Annotated in this window: 17 protein-coding genes; 14 read left to right on the top strand and 3 right to left on the bottom strand. The window is 30.2% G+C overall.

All coding sequences use genetic code 11. The features are described 5' to 3' along the window. Positions 1 to 155: 155 nt before the first annotated feature. From HYG85_RS01590 to HYG85_RS01580, 3 genes are all read left to right on the top strand, one after another. Positions 156 to 2,039 carry a DUF3604 domain-containing protein gene (locus HYG85_RS01590; protein WP_212692000.1) on the top strand — a complete coding sequence of 628 codons (1,884 nt, stop codon included), beginning with the start codon at positions 156 to 158 and terminating at the stop codon, positions 2,037 to 2,039. Positions 2,040 to 2,318: 279 nt separating this feature from the next. Continuing rightward, positions 2,319 to 3,935, top strand: a complete 1,617-nt coding sequence (locus tag HYG85_RS01585; protein WP_212691999.1) for an ABC-F family ATP-binding cassette domain-containing protein — start codon at positions 2,319 to 2,321, stop codon at positions 3,933 to 3,935. Positions 3,936 to 3,985: 50 nt separating this feature from the next. After that, positions 3,986 to 4,879 (top strand): CvfB family protein, encoded by an 894-nt coding sequence (locus HYG85_RS01580; protein ID WP_212691998.1) that lies wholly within the window; start codon positions 3,986 to 3,988, stop codon positions 4,877 to 4,879. Between the two features lie 79 nt (positions 4,880 to 4,958). Here HYG85_RS01580 and HYG85_RS01575 read toward each other — a convergent pair whose 3' ends face one another. After that, positions 4,959 to 5,606, bottom strand: coding sequence for an FMN-dependent NADH-azoreductase (locus tag HYG85_RS01575; RefSeq protein ID WP_113671106.1), 648 nt, complete (start codon positions 5,604 to 5,606; stop codon positions 4,959 to 4,961). A 326-nt stretch (positions 5,607 to 5,932) separates the two neighbouring features. On the opposite strand from HYG85_RS01575, the gene HYG85_RS01570 reads away from it, so the two are divergent. The 5 genes from HYG85_RS01570 (at position 5,933) to HYG85_RS01550 (ending at position 11,680) form a co-directional block, all read left to right on the top strand. Beyond that, complete coding sequence (locus tag HYG85_RS01570) at positions 5,933 to 7,102, top strand: CD0519/CD1768 family membrane protein (RefSeq protein WP_212691997.1); 1,170 nt, start codon at positions 5,933 to 5,935, stop codon at positions 7,100 to 7,102. A gap of 261 nt (positions 7,103 to 7,363) precedes the next feature. Further along, positions 7,364 to 8,158 (top strand): sugar phosphate isomerase/epimerase family protein, encoded by a 795-nt coding sequence (locus HYG85_RS01565; RefSeq protein ID WP_212691996.1) that lies wholly within the window; start codon positions 7,364 to 7,366, stop codon positions 8,156 to 8,158. A 261-nt stretch (positions 8,159 to 8,419) separates the two neighbouring features. After that, the gene (mtnK, locus tag HYG85_RS01560) at positions 8,420 to 9,637 is read left to right on the top strand and encodes an S-methyl-5-thioribose kinase (RefSeq protein WP_212691995.1); all 1,218 of its coding nucleotides are present in this window, start codon (positions 8,420 to 8,422) and stop codon (positions 9,635 to 9,637) included. 28 nt (positions 9,638 to 9,665) lie between these two features. Next, positions 9,666 to 10,709 carry an S-methyl-5-thioribose-1-phosphate isomerase gene (mtnA, locus tag HYG85_RS01555; protein WP_212691994.1) on the top strand — a complete coding sequence of 348 codons (1,044 nt, stop codon included), beginning with the start codon at positions 9,666 to 9,668 and terminating at the stop codon, positions 10,707 to 10,709. A gap of 95 nt (positions 10,710 to 10,804) precedes the next feature. Next, positions 10,805 to 11,680: an aldose 1-epimerase family protein gene (locus HYG85_RS01550; RefSeq protein ID WP_212691993.1), complete on the top strand. Its 876-nt coding sequence runs from the start codon at positions 10,805 to 10,807 to the stop codon at positions 11,678 to 11,680. A gap of 17 nt (positions 11,681 to 11,697) precedes the next feature. On the opposite strand, the gene HYG85_RS01545 is transcribed toward HYG85_RS01550, so the two are convergent. Continuing rightward, positions 11,698 to 12,105 (bottom strand): DUF3783 domain-containing protein, encoded by a 408-nt coding sequence (locus HYG85_RS01545; RefSeq protein WP_212691992.1) that lies wholly within the window; start codon positions 12,103 to 12,105, stop codon positions 11,698 to 11,700. Positions 12,106 to 12,662: 557 nt separating this feature from the next. On the opposite strand from HYG85_RS01545, the gene HYG85_RS24470 reads away from it, so the two are divergent. The 5 genes from HYG85_RS24470 to fsa all read left to right on the top strand — a co-directional run bounded on the left by HYG85_RS24470 (position 12,663) and on the right by fsa (position 16,637). Next, on the top strand, positions 12,663 to 12,797 hold the full coding sequence (locus HYG85_RS24470) for a hypothetical protein (RefSeq protein WP_273326760.1): 135 nt from the start codon (positions 12,663 to 12,665) through the stop codon (positions 12,795 to 12,797). 193 nt (positions 12,798 to 12,990) lie between these two features. Beyond that, the gene (locus HYG85_RS01540) at positions 12,991 to 14,775 is read left to right on the top strand and encodes a methyl-accepting chemotaxis protein (protein ID WP_212691991.1); all 1,785 of its coding nucleotides are present in this window, start codon (positions 12,991 to 12,993) and stop codon (positions 14,773 to 14,775) included. A gap of 121 nt (positions 14,776 to 14,896) precedes the next feature. After that, positions 14,897 to 15,466, top strand: a complete 570-nt coding sequence (locus HYG85_RS01535; RefSeq protein WP_212691990.1) for a flavodoxin family protein — start codon at positions 14,897 to 14,899, stop codon at positions 15,464 to 15,466. A 157-nt stretch (positions 15,467 to 15,623) separates the two neighbouring features. Beyond that, positions 15,624 to 15,812 carry a hypothetical protein gene (locus HYG85_RS01530; protein WP_113671035.1) on the top strand — a complete coding sequence of 63 codons (189 nt, stop codon included), beginning with the start codon at positions 15,624 to 15,626 and terminating at the stop codon, positions 15,810 to 15,812. Positions 15,813 to 15,992: 180 nt separating this feature from the next. Then, positions 15,993 to 16,637, top strand: coding sequence for a fructose-6-phosphate aldolase (gene fsa, locus HYG85_RS01525; protein ID WP_212691989.1), 645 nt, complete (start codon positions 15,993 to 15,995; stop codon positions 16,635 to 16,637). Positions 16,638 to 16,678: 41 nt separating this feature from the next. Here the strand turns inward: fsa and HYG85_RS01520 are convergent, their stop codons facing one another. Further along, complete coding sequence (locus HYG85_RS01520) at positions 16,679 to 17,593, bottom strand: AraC family transcriptional regulator (protein ID WP_212691988.1); 915 nt, start codon at positions 17,591 to 17,593, stop codon at positions 16,679 to 16,681. A 176-nt stretch (positions 17,594 to 17,769) separates the two neighbouring features. Here HYG85_RS01520 and HYG85_RS01515 point away from each other — a divergent pair, with 176 nt between their 5' ends. Beyond that, complete coding sequence (locus HYG85_RS01515; protein WP_212691987.1) at positions 17,770 to 20,730, top strand: DUF5107 domain-containing protein; 2,961 nt, start codon at positions 17,770 to 17,772, stop codon at positions 20,728 to 20,730. The last annotated feature ends 26 nt before the right edge of the window (positions 20,731 to 20,756 follow it).

Raw genomic sequence — 20,756 nt, 5'->3', positions numbered from 1 at the left:
ATTGTAATATAATTAATATATTTATTCATATTGAAAATATATATATTTTATGCTAAAATCTAATTAGGATAAGAGAGGTTATTTTTTTATTAATTTACTTTCATTATGAAAGTAATGTATTCAAATAAATATTATTGTAAAGGAGCAAGTGAGCTATGAGAGAGCATATAGTTAATACTGAAGTAGGGACATTAGTAGTTAATATCTGTGATGAGATAGTTGTTAATGGTGAATTAGAGTGGGAATTACAATTCAAGGCAAAAGAAAATATAGAAAAAGGTGGAAGTATCAAGATTCTTGTTCCAGCTTATCAACATCAAAGAAGTGAGGAATATCTTCAAACCTATGATTATTGGAAACCTAATTATATCTATGCTGTTGGTGAAGAAGATGATATTAAGGTTGACGTAAGAATAGAAAAAGTTCCTAGTGCTTTTAGTCATATAACAGGATGGGTTGACAGCAATCGTATCGCTGTTGTAACACTGGATAATGGTCTAAAAGAAGGACAGATTATTAAGATTAAATTTGGAGGTATTGATAGACCTTGGTTAGAAGGGGAGTGCACACCTTCTAGAGTCTCACAATTTTCTTTTAGGGTAAATGGTACGTATTTAATTTATAAAGTGTTTATTGATAAAATGGGTAATGGAGAGTACCAAGAAATCAAGGCATTTCCATTAGTGAAGGTAGTACCTGATAAAGCAAAGAGAATAGTTTTAACTGCACCATCTATTATAAAAACTGATGAAGAATTCAATATTGATATAAATGTAGTAGATAGATTCAATAATCCTATATTTGACTATGATACAGATAATTTCAAATTAGTAATAATTAATTTGGATACAAAAGAAAAAACCACAATAACTAAAGTTGAGGATAAGTTTTTAGGTAAGGCAAGTAAAGAAGGTTTTTACGAAATAATAGTAGAAGATACTGATTTACATGTAGAAAAAGCCGTTTTATTATGTGATAATTCAACAGACAATCTGTATTGGGGAGATATTCATACACATTCCAATCTTACTGCCAACATAAGAGACAATGATTGTGGAGCATATCCTAGTGAAGGATATCTATATGCCAAAGAAGTCTCTAGACTAGATTACATATGTATTTCTGAACAGACTTTCATGTTTAATGAAGATAGAAGTGTTAATGTAGATAAAGATACTTGGAATAAAATTGGAACAGAGTCAGATAGATTCTATGAAAAGGGCAGTCTAGTTACGTTCCCAGGAATTGAGCTTCATAGTAAAAGAGGGGATACAGTTGTATTGTTCAGGGATTCTCTAAGCAGTTATGAATATCCTTCAGAGGATGTATTGGATATTGGGGATATGTGGAAGTTCTATAAAGGAAAAGAGTATTTATCTATACCTCATCTACATAGATACTGTAATGGAAGACCTAGAAAAGATGAACAAGAACAGAAATTCACTGGTTTTGATACACAGAACTGGAAAGAGGATAATGAACATGAAGTATTATGCGAAATCTATTCCAGTCAATGGGGAAGATTTGAAAACGATAAACATCCTATGATATTAAAAGCAAGAGCAAATGTTGAGGGTAATACAGTTGTCGATTTTCTGAATAGTGGTAAGAAATGGGGTACAGCCGCTAACAGTGATGGTCATGATGGAAACCCAGGTTATGGAGGAATTACAGGTGTATATGCTTCTGAAAAAACTCGAGAAAGTATTTTTGAGTCCCTGAGCAGCCGCAAGACTTTGGCATCTACGCACCCAAGAACTGTGATCAAGTTTGATATTAATGGCTATGATATGGGAAGTATTAATGAAGGCGATAAAAGTCCTAGAGACATAAATATAAAAACTATAGCACCAAGTAATATTAAAAAAGTTGAAGTTATAAGAAATGGAGAAGTTTTCTGTAGTGAATCCTGTACAAGTAACTATATGGATATAACTGTTACTGATAGGGAAGAGTTATATAAAGATACTTATTATTACATTAGAGTAGTATTAGAGAATGGTCATTTTGGATGGACTAGTCCTATATGGTTTATATAATCAAAGGTTTTCATATATTATAGAATAAATTAATACTTGGTATCGTTTATACAAAGGGAGAAGATGATAAAAAGTATAAGATTAAATATTCCTTTGGAAAATCCAATGATATATTTTTTGAGATGGAAGTGTTGTTTGAGTAATGATATTATTATGGTATAAGTTATTTGATAAAAAATAAAATATATATTTCTTTTTTTGTGAAAACAGTGTATAATATAACAAACGAAGCGTGCTTAGCACGCTTTTTACATGTGAATATTGGAAGGAGAAATACAATTGATTACAGTAACAGGACTAGAACTCCAATTTGGAACGAAAAAATTATTTAAAGATGTTAATGTAAAATTTACACCAGGTAATTGTTATGGGGTAATAGGAGCTAATGGAGCAGGAAAATCTACTTTTCTCAAAATTTTATCTGGTGAAATAGAACCTACTAAAGGAGAAGTAAGCATTACTCCAGGAGAAAGACTAGCAGTTTTAAAACAAGATCACTTCGAATTTGATGATTGTGTTGTTTTAGATACAGTTGTAATGGGACATAAAAGATTATATGATATAAGAATAGAAAAAGATGCATTATATATGAAAGAAGATTTTAGCGAAGAAGATGGTAAACACGCTTCAGAATTGGAAGCAGAATTTGCTGAACTTGATGGATGGGAAGCAGACACTAACGCTGAGAGATTATTAATGGGACTAGGAATAGAAAAAGACTTGCACTATAAGACAATGAAAGAACTAAAAGGTAGTGAAAAAGTTAAGGTTCTACTTGCTCAGGCACTATTTGGTGAACCAGATATTCTATTACTTGATGAGCCTACTAACCATATTGATTTTAAAGCCATTGCTTGGTTGGAAGAGTTTCTTATCACTTATGAAAAAACAGTTATAGTTGTATCTCATGATAGACATTTTCTTAACAAAGTATGTACTAATATGTTGGATATTGATTTTGGTAAAGCAAAATTATTCGTAGGTAACTATGATTTTTGGTATGAATCAAGTCAGCTTGCATTAAAGCTTATAAATGACCAAAACAAAAAGAAAGAAGAAAAAATAAAAGAACTGCAAGCATTTATTGCTAGATTCAGCTCTAATGCATCAAAAGCAAAACAGGCTACATCAAGAAAAAAATTACTTGACAAAATAACTATTGATGATATTCAACCTTCTTCAAGGAGATATCCTTTTGTAGGATTCAATCCAGAAAGAGAAGCAGGAAAAGACATTCTTATGGTTGATGGAATCAGCAAGACTATTGATGGAGTTAAAGTGCTTAACAATGTTACCTTCACTATAGCAAAAGGTGAGAAGATTGTCATTCTTGGAAAGAACGAAATTGCTAGAACAACATTATTTAAGATTTTAATGGGAGAGATGGAGCCAGACGAAGGAACATACAAATGGGGAGTTACAACCAAAAGAGGATATTTACCGAAGGATAACTCAGAATATTTTAATGACGTGGAGACTAATCTTATTGATTGGTTAAGACAATTCTCTGAAGAAAAAGCAGAATCATTCATTAGAGGTTTCTTAGGTAAAATGTTATTTTCAGGGGATGAACCGTTGAAAATGGCTAAAGTTCTATCTGGTGGAGAAAAAGTTAGATGTATGTTCTCAAAATTAATGCTGTCAGGTGCTAATGTCATGATGCTTGATGAACCTACCAACCACCTTGACCTTGAATCAATTCAAGCAGTCAACAATGGTCTTATAGCATTTACAGGTACATTATTATTTACTTCTCATGACCATAAATTTATACAAACCATTGCTAATAGAGTTATTGAGATAACTCCAGCAGGAGTATTTGATAAGAAAGTAACATTTGATGAGTATATTGAAGATGAAGATGTTACTAAAACATTAAAAGAGATGTATAGATAATATTAAATACCATAAAATAATTATAGAAATATAAGTAAAGCAGGTGACTTATGATAAAGTTAGGTAAAGTACAATTATTAACAGTAAAGAGATTATCACCAATAGGAATTTTTCTAACTAGTAATGAAAATGAGAAGAAAGAAGAGAATGGTTTCATTTCTGATCATTATCTGGACGAAAAAAAAGATAAGGAAAAAGAAGAAGTCCTTCTACCAAAAAAACAAGTTCCAGAAGGAATTAAAGTTGGACATCAACTAGAAGTTTTTATCTACAAAGATTCTAAAGATAGACCAATAGCGACTACAAGAAAACCTAAACTTGTACTTGGTGAACTGGCTCCACTAAGAGTTGTTCAACAAACAAAGATAGGTGCTTTCATGGATTGGGGATTAGAGCGTGATTTATTCCTTCCATTTAGAGAGCAGACAGATAAAGTTCATCTTAATAATGAATATCTGGTATCATTATATGTTGATAAGAGTGAAAGATTATGTGCAACTATGGATGTCTACAAACATCTATCTAATGAATCACCTTATAAAAAGGATGATACAGTAAAAGGTATAGTTATAAGTGTCAAAGAAGAGTTAGGTGCATTCGTAGCTGTTGATAATAAGTATAACGGGCTAATTCCCAAGAATGAGCTTTTTAATAACATAAAAAGCGGAGACCACATTGAGGGTCGTGTAACTAAAGTAAGAGAAGATGGAAAACTCAATATTAGTTTAAGACAAAAAGCTTATTTACAGATGAATGATGATTCTAAAAAGATTATGGATAAATTGATTAAGAACAATGGCAAGTTGAACTTAAATGATAAAAGTTCTCCAGATAGAATAAAATCAGAACTCAATATGAGCAAAAATGCCTTCAAGAGAGCAGTCGGTAGACTTTTAAAAGAAGGTAAAATTAAATTTGTTGGTAATGGTATAGAAAAAATATAAATAGCATGTTTGGTAATAAATAAGAAAGGGACTGGCGATAATATTATTGCACAGTCCCTTCCTTTAATATATTGTTTTGCTAAAAAAATTCTATCATATCATCAATTTCTTCAGTTGCATTCTGAATTGCCATATCTCTACCAACTGAACTATCATCCACTCCATCTACGAGGATTTTGTCAAATTTTTTCAATCCTAGAAACTTAAAAATGTCATGTAGATAATTTACTCCTTTATTCATGAAAGGAGATATAAGAAACGGGATTTTAGCACCAGAAGATTGGATATATACCATTTTCCTTTTTTTATCTCCTAATAATCCAGAAACTTTATTGTTGACAGTATCTATATTTATTAATTTTTTATCTTGTATAATACAATCCAGATATTGTTTTAACATTGATGGGAAAAAAATACTCCACATTGGTGCTGTGATAACATATTTATCAGCTCTTAGAAATTGATCACATAGACCTCTGATTTGCTCAACTTGTTGCTTTTCTTCGTCAGAAAGCTTATCATAATCTTCACCACTAGCTAAGGTAGCTCTTGAAGTAAATAATTTATAATTTAATCTTGGTATATTTGCTTCATACAGGTCTAATTCTTCAATTGTATCATTTGGATATAACTCTTTGTACTTATTAATGAATATTCGACCTACTGTTTTACTGGTTGATAAGTCTTCAGGTTTTGAATTAACAGTTATATATAACAATGTAGCCATACAAATCTCTCCTTTTTGTCGTTTTATAAGTTTTACTAATAGTAAGCTACTTTACCTCTATCTATAGTTTGCTGTTTTTTATGTAAATTTAAACATTAATTAATAAATAAAATATATTGTATTTTTGTATACTAAAATGTAATATATGAAGACCTAGATATATCAGGTGTTTAACAAAAAACACAAATTGATTGTACGTCAGACAGAAACAAAAACATAATATTTTAATTAAAATTATAAAAATTACATAAAAAAGTGTTTGACTCACGGACAAAATCTTCATATAATGAGGAAGTAAGTAATCTTATATTGAGGAGGATAAAAATGTGGAAAACAACGCAAATATTAAAAAAGCCATAAGTGTAGAAGGACTTGTATCACTAATCATAATTGGAGTTTTTTTTACTTATCTGTGTAGTATTATGGGAGTAGTCAACATGTTTAATACTTTAATCAGCACAGCGCATGATTTACTAATTAATACAGTATTTTTCATAATGGGCATAACAGTACTCGCAGGAGCATTTGGTTCGGTTTTATCAGAATTCGGAATAATATCAATTCTTAATAGACTATTATCTTGTCTCATGAAGCCCTTGTATAAAATGCCAGGTGCCGCAATATTAGGAGTTGTAACTACATATTTATCAGACAATCCTGCAATCATTACCTTAGCTAATGATAAAGGATTCAAAAGGTATTTTAAGAAATATCAATTACCAGCACTTACCAACATAGGAACGGCTTTTGGAATGGGGCTTGTTGTAACCTCTTTCATGATAGCTCAACAGTCTCCCATTGGAGAAAGCTTTGTATTACCCGCGTTAATCGGGAATATTGGAGCTGTTATCGGAAGTATTGTAAGTGTACGTATAATGCTATACTTTACAAAAAAAGAATTTGGTATAGATGATATGGCTGTGGAAGGCTGTGACAAGTCTTTTAGCATATTAAAATATAGAGAAGTAAGAGAAGGTAATATTGGTTCTAGACTTCTTGAGTCTTTATTAGAAGGGGGTAAATCAGGCGTAGATTTAGGTCTTTCTATCATCCCAGGGGTTTTAATCATTTGTACTATAGTCATGATGCTGACTAATGGACCATCAGTTACAGGAGCATATACAGGTGTAGCTTATGAAGGCGTTGGCTTGTTTACATTCTTAGCTGACAAACTTAATTTTATATTACATCCTATGTTTGGATTCAGCAGTTATGAAGCAGTATCCGTTCCAATTACATCCTTAGGTTCTGTTGGTGCAGCTATAGGACTTGTACCAAAATTATTAAAAGAGAATCTAGTTGGTGGTAATGATATAGCAGTCTTTACTGCTATGGGAATGTGTTGGAGTGGTTACTTAAGTACACATGTAGCAATGATGGATAGCCTAAAATGTAGAAATCTAACAGGTAAAGCTATTATAAGTCATACTTTTGGTGGTTTGGCTGCTGGTATATCGGCACATTGGATTTATGAGATATGGATGAATTTATTATAAATATATAAAAATGTTGAACATGTTAAAGAATCATTTTATTTACTAAGATGGTTCTTTTTTTCTGATAGAATAAACTTTTAGCTGGTATAGGTGGCATATAACTATTGATTCCAGATGACAGCTAATATATAATAAGGTTTGTTCATTAAGAAAAATATAGTGGTATTATAAGCTTAGACATTTATTAATGAATGCTAGAAGAGGATTAGGAAAGTTGAAATCTTATTTATATATTAATTACACTGAAAGGAATGAATGTTTATGATAAAATTAGGATTATGTGCATGGATGTTACCAATGGAAGAAGAGGAGACATTCTCATTTGCGGGTGAATTAGGATTTGATGGAATTGCCATTGATCTTAAATACAATAATGGTTCACTTCATTTAATAGATAAAGATAAGCAAAGAAGATATCTAGAACTAGCAAAAGAAAATAATATTGCTATAGCTACTTTTGCTCTTAATACATTATGTGACCATGACCATGGTATGAGTAAGAAAGAGGATCACCAAATAGTATTTGATATAATAGACCAAGCAATTATGATTGCTGAAAATATGGGAGTAAAAACATTTCAGTTTCCTAGTTTTATTGCTAGTGATATTACTAATGAAGAGGAATTTGATAATACTGTCATTTGTCTAAGATATGCCTGTGAAAAAGCCAAAGGAAAAGGAATCAAGATTGGCTGGGAAAATACTATGGATAAAGATAATAACAAGTTAATGGTTGAAAAAGTAAATTGTGAAAATTTCTTTATATATTATGATACACAAAATCCAGTTTCATTCTCTAATCTTGATAATGTACAATTAGCTAAAGATCTATTAAGCTCAATTAAAGAAATTCATGCAAAAGATAGCTTAGATGATCCAGAGGCTGAATTATATATATGGGAAGGTACCACTAATTTCAAAGAAGTCATGGAAGTATTTAGAGATAGTAATTACTCTGGCTGGATTATTATAGAAAGTAATTATAAAGCTTTTAAGAATTATGTAGATATAATTAAAAAGGACAAAGAATTTATCTTTGATTTGTTTGATAGGTAAGGTTGATTAATCATTAATACATGAAAAATTAGTATATTGAGATATAATAAAAATAATGAATATGAAGAAAATAATGAGGTTGTAGATTAAGATAATACTGCCGCATTATTTTTATGGTTGATGAAACTGTAAAAATGGATTACACTGTAATTATCAACATTAATTAGACATGAAATTCACTTCTAAATGTGCTAATCGGGAAGACTCTTGATTTATTCAATTAAAACTACAAAATATCATTGAAAAGGAGAGATAAAAATAATGAATGAGTTTTATCAACTTGATGTTAATAAGGTCTATGATTATGTACAGCAAGAATTAAACTTTTTTCATGAGGATGCAGATATTGAATGTAGCGAAATTGGTGACGGTAATCTCAATCTAGTTTTTAGAGTAAAAGACAAGAAGCATAATAAAAGTGTTATAGTTAAACAATCTCTTCCATATGTTAGATGTGTAGGAGAAGATTGGCCTCTGAGCATTGGTAGAAGTGAAATAGAGAGTAAATTATTAGAAATTGAGTACAAACTTACAAATGGAAAGGTGCCTGAAGTTTATAAGTTTGATAAGATCATGTATTCAACCATCATGGAAGATCTAACTGACTATGTAATAATGAGAACAGGACTACTTGAGTATAATCAATATCCAAAATTTGTAGACCAAATAACGGATTTTATTGTTAATACATTGATTCTTACATCTGATGTAGTCATGGAACACAAGGAGAAAAAAGCGTATGTAAAAGAATTTATTAATCCACAGTTATGTGAAATAACTGAAGACCTTGTTTACTCTGAACCATTCTTTGATGCCAAGAGGAATAATATCCCTGATTATATGATTACATTCATGGAAAAAAATGTGTGGAACGATAAAGCTCTTATATTGGAAGTAACTAAACTGAAATTTGATTTTATGAATAATGCTCAAGCATTGTTGCATGGTGACCTTCATACAGGAAGTATTTTTATTAATCAAGATAATATAAAAGTTATCGATCCTGAGTTTGCATTTTATGGACCTATTGCTTATGACATCGGTGCTTTGATAGCCAATTTAATTATGAACTACTTATCTACAGATGTAAGATGCAATGATACAGGATTAAAGAACAAACATATGACTTATCTACTTGATACCGTAAAAGATGTTATGGATGTTTTTAGGGATAAATGTATGAAAATATGGCCTGAGGTAGTGAAGGATAATATGGTTTTACGCTCACCAGATTTCGCTAAATACTATATAGATGATATATTTGTAAATACAGCAGGAGTTGCTGGATGCGAAATGATAAGGAGAACAGTTGGACTTGCTCATGTTGCTGATCTAGATGGTATAGAAGATGAGATCAAAAGAGAAGAGACTAGAAAATTGAACGTGTTATTAGCTAAAGAATTCATTATGAAGAGAAATGATATACTGGAAGGAAAAGATTTTGTCAATCTAATCAAGAATTTTTGTGGAAAGAAATAAATTTTCAATAGAAAAGGAGTGTTCATAGATGAATATTATTGTTCCAGCAAAATTGAATGAAGCAAAAGATAAGATGATTCTACTAGACCAGACATTATTACCTATAGAAACAAAATACGTAGAAATTGTAAAAGTCGAAGACACTTGGGAAGCAATCAAGAAGTTACGTGTTAGAGGAGCTCCTGCAATAGGAGTGGCAGCAGGGTTTGGCGTTTATCTAGGAGTAAAGGATTCTATGGCAAAAACATATGATGAATTTTATAAAGAATTCAAAGAAGCAAAAGATTATCTAGCTTCATCAAGACCTACAGCAGTCAACCTTTTTTGGGCTCTTGATCGTATGGAAAGAAGATTGATAGAAGAAAAGGATAAATCAATATTAGAAATAAAGGAATGTCTATTAGAAGAAAGTGAAGAGATACTTAAAGAAGACCAGGAAATGTGTAAAAAAATCTCAGAGTACGGGTTAAGCCTATTAAAGCCTGAAATGGGATTACTGACCCATTGTAATGCAGGTGGTATAGCTACATCAGGTTATGGTACAGCTCTTGGACCAATGTATCTAGGACAAGAAAAAGGATATAATTTCAAGGTGTTCTCTGATGAGACTAGACCTCTTAATCAAGGGTCAAGATTGACAGCATGGGAACTTAATGAAGCAGGTATTGATGTAACAGTAATATGTGATAATATGGCATCAATAGTTATGAAACAAGGCAAAATCAATGCAGTTCTAGTTGGTTGTGACAGAGTTGCTGCTAATGGTGATACAGCTAACAAAATAGGAACATCTGGGGTAGCTATCTTAGCAAAAGAGTACGGTATACCATTTTACGTATTAGGTCCTACTTCCACTATTGATATGGATACTCCAACAGGTGATGATATAAACATAGAACTTAGAGAAAGCAAAGAAATATATAATGGTTTCGGTAAAGTAACAGCGCCACCACAAGTCAAGTTCTACAATCCTGCTTTTGATGTAACTGATAATAAATACATTACTGCTATTATCACAGAAAAAGGCATAGTTGAACCACCATTTGAAGAGAACCTTAAAAAACTGTTCTAACCAATAATCAAGTTTCAATATTGACTTTTTATATAGTAAGATGTAATAATATTCTAAGACGGCTTATTATTAACAACTTAGATGGAGGAATGAATATGATAAATGTATTAGAAAATGATGTTCTAAAAATTGAAGTCAATAGTCTTGGAGCAGAGTTATCAAGTATAAAAACTAAAGAGGATGGATTAGAATATTTATGGCAGGGTGATCCATCAGTATGGGGAAGAAAATCACCTATCTTATTTCCTATTGTTGGGAAACTAAAGGATAACGAATATTATATTGAAAATGAAAAATATGAATTAGGTCAGCATGGATTTGCTAGAGATATGGAATTTCAAGTAGAACAAAAGAATAAAGAAATACTTGAATACAAGCTTAAATATAATGAAGAATCATTAAAGAAATACCCTTATAAATTCTTATTAACTATTACTTATGAATTGAAAGGTAATAGTCTTAACATAGGCTATGAAGTCAAGAATCTAGACTCAACAGAAGTATATTTCTCCATAGGTGCACATCCTGGATTCAATATACCTATTATGGAAGAAGAGAGATTAGAAGATTATTATCTGGAATTCGATAAGCTTGAAACAGTGAATAAATATGAATTAAATATTGAAAACAGTGTTTCTTTAAAAAGTATACCATTTCTAGAAAATGAAAAAGTAATACCTATGACTAAGGATATATTCAATAAAGGGGCAATTATCTTATTGGATGTGGAATCCAACAGCCTATCATTGAAGAGCAAGAAAAGCAGCAGAGAAGTATGCGTTGAATATGATGGATTCCCATATTTAGGTATTTGGGGACAACCTGACAACTCTCCTTTTGTATGTATTGAACCTTGGTATGGAGTAGCTGATTTTGAAGATACAGATAAACAATACAAAACTAAAAGAGGTATTCAAAAACTAGAAGTATCAAAAGAATTTAAAGCTAACTATTATGTTACTATAAAATAATATTAAAAATGAGCAAGCTAATGCTTGCTCATACTCATTCTTTCCTTTATTAATTCTTTTATCAATTCTCCAAATTGCCATTTAACTGAAGTTGGAGTTGCTACAGCGTATATAGGTTTCTTAAGTCCAGTATCCTTGAATAAATTAATGAAAGAATGGACTTCTTTGTTGGAAAGTGCGTTAAAAACAATGGTTTTGGATTTTATTCCTGTCTTATATTTCACAGGTATAATATTATTTTCTATGATATCTTTGATTTTGTTTCCCAACATATCATCTGTGACTACAACACATTCATCAATACCCCTACCCAACGAGAATTTTTCAATGGTACTAATTTCTTCAGAATTATAACCATATATTAGAATACAATTTCTACCTTCCGGTCTTTTACTATCCTCATTATTAATTTGCTCAAATGACATAAAAAATCACCTCAATTTTATTCTTGATTAAATAATATTATTATATACAAAAGCATTTTTATAAATATAGTTAATATAATGAATATACTTCTAAAAAAGTTAGATGTCAATGAAATTAATATTTAAGTATCAGCTTTAAACTAAATTATTTTGCAAGTAAGTCAGAAAAAAGAGTTTTGTTCTGACTTGGTATTTGCAAAATAGTATATGTATATGTTACGCCAGCTACTTGCTCGTCCTGATTCAACAAATAATAATGGACATCGAGTCCATAATTATTTCTGACAGTCCAGTAGGGCTGTCAGATTAAAAGCTGGGTTCGGCGTCCTGCCTCACTACTTCACATATACATATACTATTTTGCGTTAAGTCCCTTCAATGTAATCACAAAACATTTTTTTCTTCTAGTTAGCAGAATTTTGGCTATTTAAGATTTTTACTATATAAATAATGAGGAAACTCATTTATTAATTTATCTAGTAATTTAGTAATAAATATTTTAATCAAGAACATACTATAAACATAAAATATTAGAATGAAAAAAGAGGTGATGATTAATGCCAAAAGATAGTCAGCCAGATAATAAAAGAGCAAGAATGGAAAAATGCAATTACCAAACGCCTATAACAAGAGAGAATATGAATCACAATCCTAATAAGAAAAAACATTCAGTTAAAAATAATGATGTATAAAACAACAAGCAAATGAAAGGGATGTCATATCATATATTTATAGTTCTTAAGACCTATATTATATATATGTTATACATCCTTTTTATGTTAAGTAATTTAATACTTTAGTTGAAAAAATTGCATTACTTTGATATAATTACAATAAAGTTTTTCGGCAAAATTCTACAAAAATGATAAGATGGGTGGTAATGTAATGACAAATGATAATGATTTATCTATTAAGAGTTATACAAAATCGTATAACATCAAAAGTTCCATTGTTTTAAGTATATGCTTAATTGCGAGTATCGTTGTTTCGTTTTTGATAGCTGATATACTTATTGTAAGTCTTATAACATTATGTATACTATTGATAGGCTTGATATTATTAAGAAGATTTAGCAAATATGATAAGAAGAAAATCAAAGAAACCCCAGACGAAATGCTAGTAGAAAAACAACTTAAAAATAGACTAGAAAATCTATTAGAACATGCTGAAAACGTTACACAAAGTGGTTTTGGAAAACAGATTCCTGTTGATTCCAATGATGAAATAGGAAAATTGGCAGCAACTTTTAATTACTTATTAGATAATGTAGGTAATTTTGTGAAAGAATTAGATGAAATCTCAGAAGAATCTTCAGATACAAGTAGGAATCTAGCTGATATAACACATAGAACCTCTTGTGTTATGCAGGAAGTATCTACAACATTACAAGAATTAACGTCTAATACATCCAATCTAAGTGGAAGCATCGAGGAAATAGCAGAGGGTGCTTACAAAGTAGAAGAACTTACTAATGAAGGAATCACGTCATTAAGAAATCTAGAACACAAAATGGAGAATATAGTTGAAAATGCTAATTCTGCTACTCTAAGTATAAAAGAACTTAACTCAGCGTCTAAAAAAATGCAGGGTATAATTGATGTTATATCCAATATAGCAAAACAAACCAATCTATTAGCTTTGAATGCTGCAATAGAAGCTGCAAGAGCAGGTGATACTGGAAAAGGTTTTGCAGTTGTTGCAGATGAAGTTAGAGAGTTAGCAGGAAATACTCAAGATTCATTACAAAGCATAAGTGAACTAATCAGTACTTTTTCAGAAGAAACTATAAAAACAGTAGAAATAATTGACTCTAACAATAAAGATATAATCCAAGGTGGTCAGATATTAAAAGAAACCTCTGGAACATTTAATGTTATAGCACAGAATATAACCAACATGGTTGATGGTATCAAAAATTCAGCAGATGCAAGTTCACAAATTGCAAATGGTAGTAAGGAAATTGCTTCGGCAACAGGTGTTCAGACTAATGCAATAGCTGATATAGCTGATCTTTCTCAAAAATTATCCAATATGGCATCAGAATTGAAAACTACTCTATCAGATACTCAAATAGGAGGAGCGAATCTTGATTTTGATTTAGTGGCTAATGATAATAGTATGAAAATGATTTCAGAAAGTGATAAAAAAGATTTAAAAGGTTCTTTGGGAATAGATAATAAATACATAATTGGTATGATAGCCAGACTTGAACCAGTTAAAGGTTATGATTTCTTAATAGATGGTCTTAAAAAAGTATTACCAAAGCATAATGATGTAGTATGTATTATAGTTGGTGACGGGTCTCTAGAAAACAAATTAAAAGAAAAAGTTGAGAGAGAGCAGTTATCAGATAGAATTCTGTTCTTAGGTTATAGAAAAGATATATTGAAGTTATTAGCTATAATGGATGTTGTAGTATTGACTTCTGAAAAGGAAGGTATGCCACCAAGAACATTGATGGAGGCAATGGCTTCAAGTAAACCTATAGTTGCTACCAATGTAAAAGGTAATACTATGTTAGTTAAGGATAATAAAACAGGATTATTAGTTAATTATAATGATGTGGATAATCTGACTAGATGTTTAGAGTTCTTTGTTAAAAATCCTAGTATTGGTATGGAATATGGTAATAAGGGAAGAGAACATCTTGAGAAATTAATAAATAACTAATGAGATTGATTTTATATATAATTTAATATAAAATAATAGGATATTAAATAATAATTTAGTAGGTTACTTAATATTTTATAATGATAGGTAATAATATTATTAAGTTATATTGGAGGTAAATATGAAAGTTATAGCGTTTAATGGAAGTCCTAGAAAAGAAGGCAATACATATACTTTATTACAGACGGTTTTGAAGCAATTGGAAGAGCATAGTATAGAAACAGAACTTATTCAAGTTGGAAATAGAAATATACATGGATGTATTGGTTGTGGGAAATGTAGGACCAATGGTAATAATAGATGTATATTTGATGATGATATCATTAATGAAAGTATTGAAAAAATTATTGAAGCAGATGGAATTATATTAGGGTCTCCTGTTTATTTCGGAGGATTATCTGCTCAAATGAAAGCTTTTATTGATAGAGTAGGTTATGTAACTCGTCCAGAACGTTTATTAAAAAGAAAAGTCTGTTCAGCCGTTGTTTCACAAAGAAGAGATGGAGCAATAGCAGCATTCAATTCAATGAATAACTTGTTTACTATTTCAGAGGCTATAGTAGTAGGAGCAAATTATTGGAATCTTGGCTTAGGCAGAGCTGCTGGTGATGTTGTTAAGGATACAGAAGGTATAGAGAATATGAAGAACCTTGGTGATAATATGGCTTGGTTGTTGGATAAGATCAAATAATAATTTTATAAAAATGTAAATAACCTAGGAATTAGTGAACTCATACTAATTCCTAGGTTTTTTGTTTTCCTGGGAAATATCTGTTGTGATAATAATATAGAATATTACTATAAAAATGGGTTAAAATAAATATGATTAAATTTCTAGGAGGTATATTATGGAGTTATCACCAAAAGATTGTTTGAAAAAAGCTATATTGGATACACAAGAAAAAGTACGTGACTATGAATCTCACGCAAAAAATATAGACGACCAAGAAATTAGTAGCTGTTTTAAAAAATTTGCAGAGGAAGAAGGACATCAAGCTGTAAAGTTACAAGAGCTGCTTGATAAATGTGATAATTAAAAACTACAAAAATATTATTAGTTAATTAGATTAAGCCTTACTGCCTGTGAGTGCTTTTTCTTTAATTAACTTTTAATGAAAATAACAAATAGTAAAAATATATATGTAAAACACTTTATAAAACATTGAAATTCTGATAATATTAATATGTAAAAATTTAAGAAGGGAGATAGGAAAAAAATGAAAATATTTATTGATACAGCTAATGTTAATGAAATAAAAGAAGCAGAGGAAATGGGTGTAATTTGTGGGGTTACCACTAATCCTTCTTTAATAGCAAAAGAGGGTAGGGATTTTAAAGAAGTTGTTACTGAAATAACAAGTATTGTTGATGGACCAATAAGTGCGGAAGTAATCAGTCTTGAATCTAAAGGTATGATAGAAGAAGCTCGTGAGCTTGCTACTATACATAAAAATATAGTAATCAAGATTCCTATGACTATTGAAGGATTGAAAGCAGTAAAAATCCTTACTTCTGAAGGGATAAAAACAAATGTTACATTGATATTTTCAGCTTCACAAGCATTACTTGCCGCAAGAGCAGGAGCAACTTATGTTAGTCCTTTCATAGGAAGATTAGATGATATTGACACAGTTGGTATGGACCTGGTTGAAGATATATCAGAAATATTTTATATACACGATATAAAAACTGAAATTATAGCTGCTAGTATTAGAAGTCCTCTACATGCTTCACAAGCTGCTTTAGCTGGAGCAGATATTGCTACAATACCACACAAAGTTCTGTTGCAAATGACTAAGCATCCACTAACAGACCTAGGGATTGAAAGATTCCTTAAAGATTGGGAAAATGTTTCAAAGTAAATATGATTGTATGGGGCTGAATAATCAGCCCTATAATTATGTCAAAATTCATTGTTGGATTTTAAGCTCTTCTTAATTTCACGAGGACTTTTATTAGTATATTTTTTCATGACTTTGCTGAAATAAAAAGAATCACTGAAACCACATAATTCAGAGATGTTTGATAATGTCAACGAACTGGTTTTCATTAATTCAAAAGCTTTTTTAAGCCTGATCTTATTAACGTAATCAGAAAAAGGTTCACCAGTTTCTTTTATAAATATTTTTCCGAGATACTCGGGATTATAGCCAAGAATACCAGACATACTTTTTAATGTAAGTTTGTTTCTTATGTTTTTATTCACATATTCTTGCATATAATCTGATATGTTAGAACTACTTGTGTTTTTATGGTAACTATACTCTTTATAAAACTCTTTTAGATAGATATTAAAGAATTGAAGCATAAGGTGTCTGCATTCCAGTTGCCAAAACATTTCTTGTCTATTGAAAGTATCATTCAATTTAACAAAGATATCTCTAATTATGGTGCCGTTCTTTAGTTGAGTGAATTCAGGAAATCTAAAGCCGTTTTCAAAAACAGGATCTTTCCTAATAAGCGAATTCCATTCTAAAGAATTCCTATATAGAGATTCATTAAACTCCATATTCTTATAATCTATATAATTTCCATCAAAAAAATGTTTGAAATCAAAATGAACCCAGTATATTACACCAGAGTCTTTATTAGTTATTTTAAATTCATGTGGAATATTAGGTTTTATTAATATAAGATCATCTTTGCCTATTGTATAGGTTCTATCTTCTATGGTCATGTTTGTAGAACCTTCAAAGCCTAATATGAACTCATGGTCATATATTCTTCGTATAGATGTTCTTGTTTTATTAAATACTTCAATTCCTACATTTCTTACATAGGGACATATTTCTTCAAAATACATTTTTTCTAATAACATAATTAAAGCTCCTTTTAGTTTGAAATGTTATTTTATTAAGTATATATGATTATTATAAATGATTAGGTAAAAAAATGATATCGGTATTTTACATAAAATAATCTGCTTTTTTCATGTGAAATTGATAGTATAAGGATTAATATAAAAACAAGAAGAAATATTTTAGGAGGATAATAATGAATAATACAACTGTTTATGAGATTAAGAGGAATATACCTACATACACATTAACACCTGATGAAAAAAATCCCATGTTTGATATGCATGGAAGATGTCTTAATCCATTTCCATATACGCTTCAGAATGGTTGTACCAATGAAATTAAAGATGAAGAGTATACTATTGTAGTGCTGGAAAACAAATATTTATTAATTGAAGTATTGCCTCAGTTAGGAGGAAGAGTACAGAGAATATTAGATAAAAGAAATAATAGAGATATATTTTATTATAATAAAGTAATAAAACCACAGTTAGTTGGTACAAGAGGTGCGTGGTTTGCTGGAGGAATAGAATTCAATTTTCCTATTAGTCACTCACCAACATCATATGATTCAGTACACTATACCATTAATCAGACAAAAGATAGTGCTTCGGTTACTTTTGGTAATATAGAGCAAATATCATCAATGAATTGGCAGGTTACATTAACATTATATGATGATTCATCTTATATGGAGCAAAAAGTACATCTGAATAATCCTACCCCAGTAGAAAATCGATATTATTTTTGGACAAATGCAGCTATACAAGATACAGAAGACTTGAGGCTTGTTTATCCATTTGACTGGTGTGTCAACCATATTTGTCCCTATTATTTGAAATGGCCTTATTATGAAGATGTAGATTATAGAGAAGCAGATAACATACCCTCTGTCTATGAAACCTTTGGTAAATTACTTACAGATAATTTTTTCGGAGTGTATTATAAAAAAGATGACTATGGCATTGTTCATTATGCTGATAGAAAACAAGTAAAGGGAGCCAAATTTTTTGCTTGGGGAAAAGATGATTTAGGAAAAGCGTGGAATCATGCTCTTACTGAAAATAACGAAGAATATCTGGAAATACAAAGCGGTCTTTATGAAACCCAGTCTGTTTTTAATTTTATTAAACCACATGAAAGTATAGAATGGACGGAGATATGGTATCCTGTTAATTCTCTAGGTAACATTACATACGGAGATAAATATGTTGCAATGAATCATTCTATAGAGAACAATAACTTGAATCTAATGTTTTCAGCAGTTAAGAGTTTTGGAGAGTGTAAACTTACAGTAAAAATAGATGATTATACTATTAATCAAATTATTGATCTTGACCCTGATAAAATAACAAAATTAAATATAGATATTCCTGATAAAATCTTAAGTGTTGATAAATTAGAAATTAGTGTAAGAGATGACGAAGAAGTTATTTTCCTTTATGGTGATAGAGATGAATTCTTGGAAACATATCCATCCATTGATTTATTTACTGATGTTAGAATGAATCGTAGTGTTAAAGATATAGAAAGCTTATTGAATAAAGTCAACAATGATGAAGAACTTACTAAAGATGAAATGGGGAAATTATATCATACAGCTTATTATAAGGAAACTAGGGGAGAAGAAGATGATGCATTAATATTATACAATGCCAATTTAAAGTATAATCCTAGTTGTTTGCTTACTAAAAAAAGATTAGGGATAATGTATTTTAAACAGGAAAAATATGATCAGGCTAGATTTTATCTACAACAAATATTATCCTATAATCCAGTAGATGACGAAGCACGTTTTATGATTGCTATACTGATAGGCAGACAGGGAGATCTTAGACTCTTACGTAAGTTATTATTTGATATTTCTAGCCCTTCACTTAAAAAAGCCTCTGTAGTTGAGATTGCAAAGATTAATATAAGGCTAGGATATTATAGAGAAACAATCGTTATGCTAGAACAATATAAAAATATAAATGAGCCATATATCAATTTTTTGCTTTGTATTGCATATCGACATAATAATCAATTAAAGAAAGCCCAGGGAATTCTTAGTGCAGTGAACATTGTATCTCCTTATTTGTTAGTAGAGAAAAACTTACAAGGATATGATGAAGATGGTTCCGTCATCAATTCTATACTTAAGGTGAATGGATTAATCTTATCAATCATAAGAGAATATACAATACTTGATTGTTATGAGGAGGTTATTGAATTATTAAAATATGTACATGAACCCAATATACTTCATAATGCATATATGAAATATTCTTCTGACCAAATATCTTCAGAGGGAAGTCTTGATTTTAATATAATCAAAAATTCACAAATTGACTATTGCTTCTTCAAAGATTATGTTACAGCAAATGTACTAAGAGAGTATGAAGATATTGATGAATCGGGTAAGATATCATATTTATTAGGTAACTATTACTATGGAATCGGAGACTATGATAATGCAGAAAGTTCATTTTTACTCGCTTATGAAAAGGGTTTGAGATATACAGTTCTCTTAAGAAATCTAGGATATTATTATTATAAAAGAAAAAGTGACCTAGTAAAAGCTTGTTATTACTTGGAACAGGATATAGAGTTGCAGTCAAACAAGAATGAGGATAGTTTAATATTACTTAATGAAATCTACCAATTAAAAGATGATAAGCAAAAACAAAGGGAATTATTATCTGTGTGGCAACAGGTAGATAATCCTAATAGAATTATATATCCAATGATAAGTAGTTTAATTAATATTAGTGAATATAAAAAAGCCCTTGAAGTTATATTAAAAGATGAGTTATATAATTGGGAAGGTAAAGAAAATAGTGGACATCTATATCAACAAATATATAAGGAATTGATAAAAGAAGCTTCTTGCAATAATGATTTATCCTGTTTAGAAGAATATATAGATAAAATGATTAACTATCCAGCAAACATTCATTATGGAGATAGTATGAGAAAACCATTATCGAAAATTTACTATATAAGAGGAAAAGTCTACAAGTTACTAGGCAAAATGGATAAAGCGAAAGAAGAGTTCAATATGGGATATAAAGAGATGTTACGTACAGAACGAAATAATACTGATGATAGCATAAGATATAGCTTCAAATGCTTGAAAGACTTAAAGAATATAGAAAGAAATTACAGTAACGTTTGATTATAGAATAATATAAGATATGGAGG

It is taken from the genome of Vallitalea guaymasensis, assembly GCF_018141425.1.
Lineage (GTDB): Bacteria > Bacillota > Clostridia > Lachnospirales > Vallitaleaceae > Vallitalea > Vallitalea guaymasensis.
The sequence above is the reverse complement of the archived record's forward strand: the minus strand, read 5'-3'. Positions and strand labels throughout refer to the sequence as shown.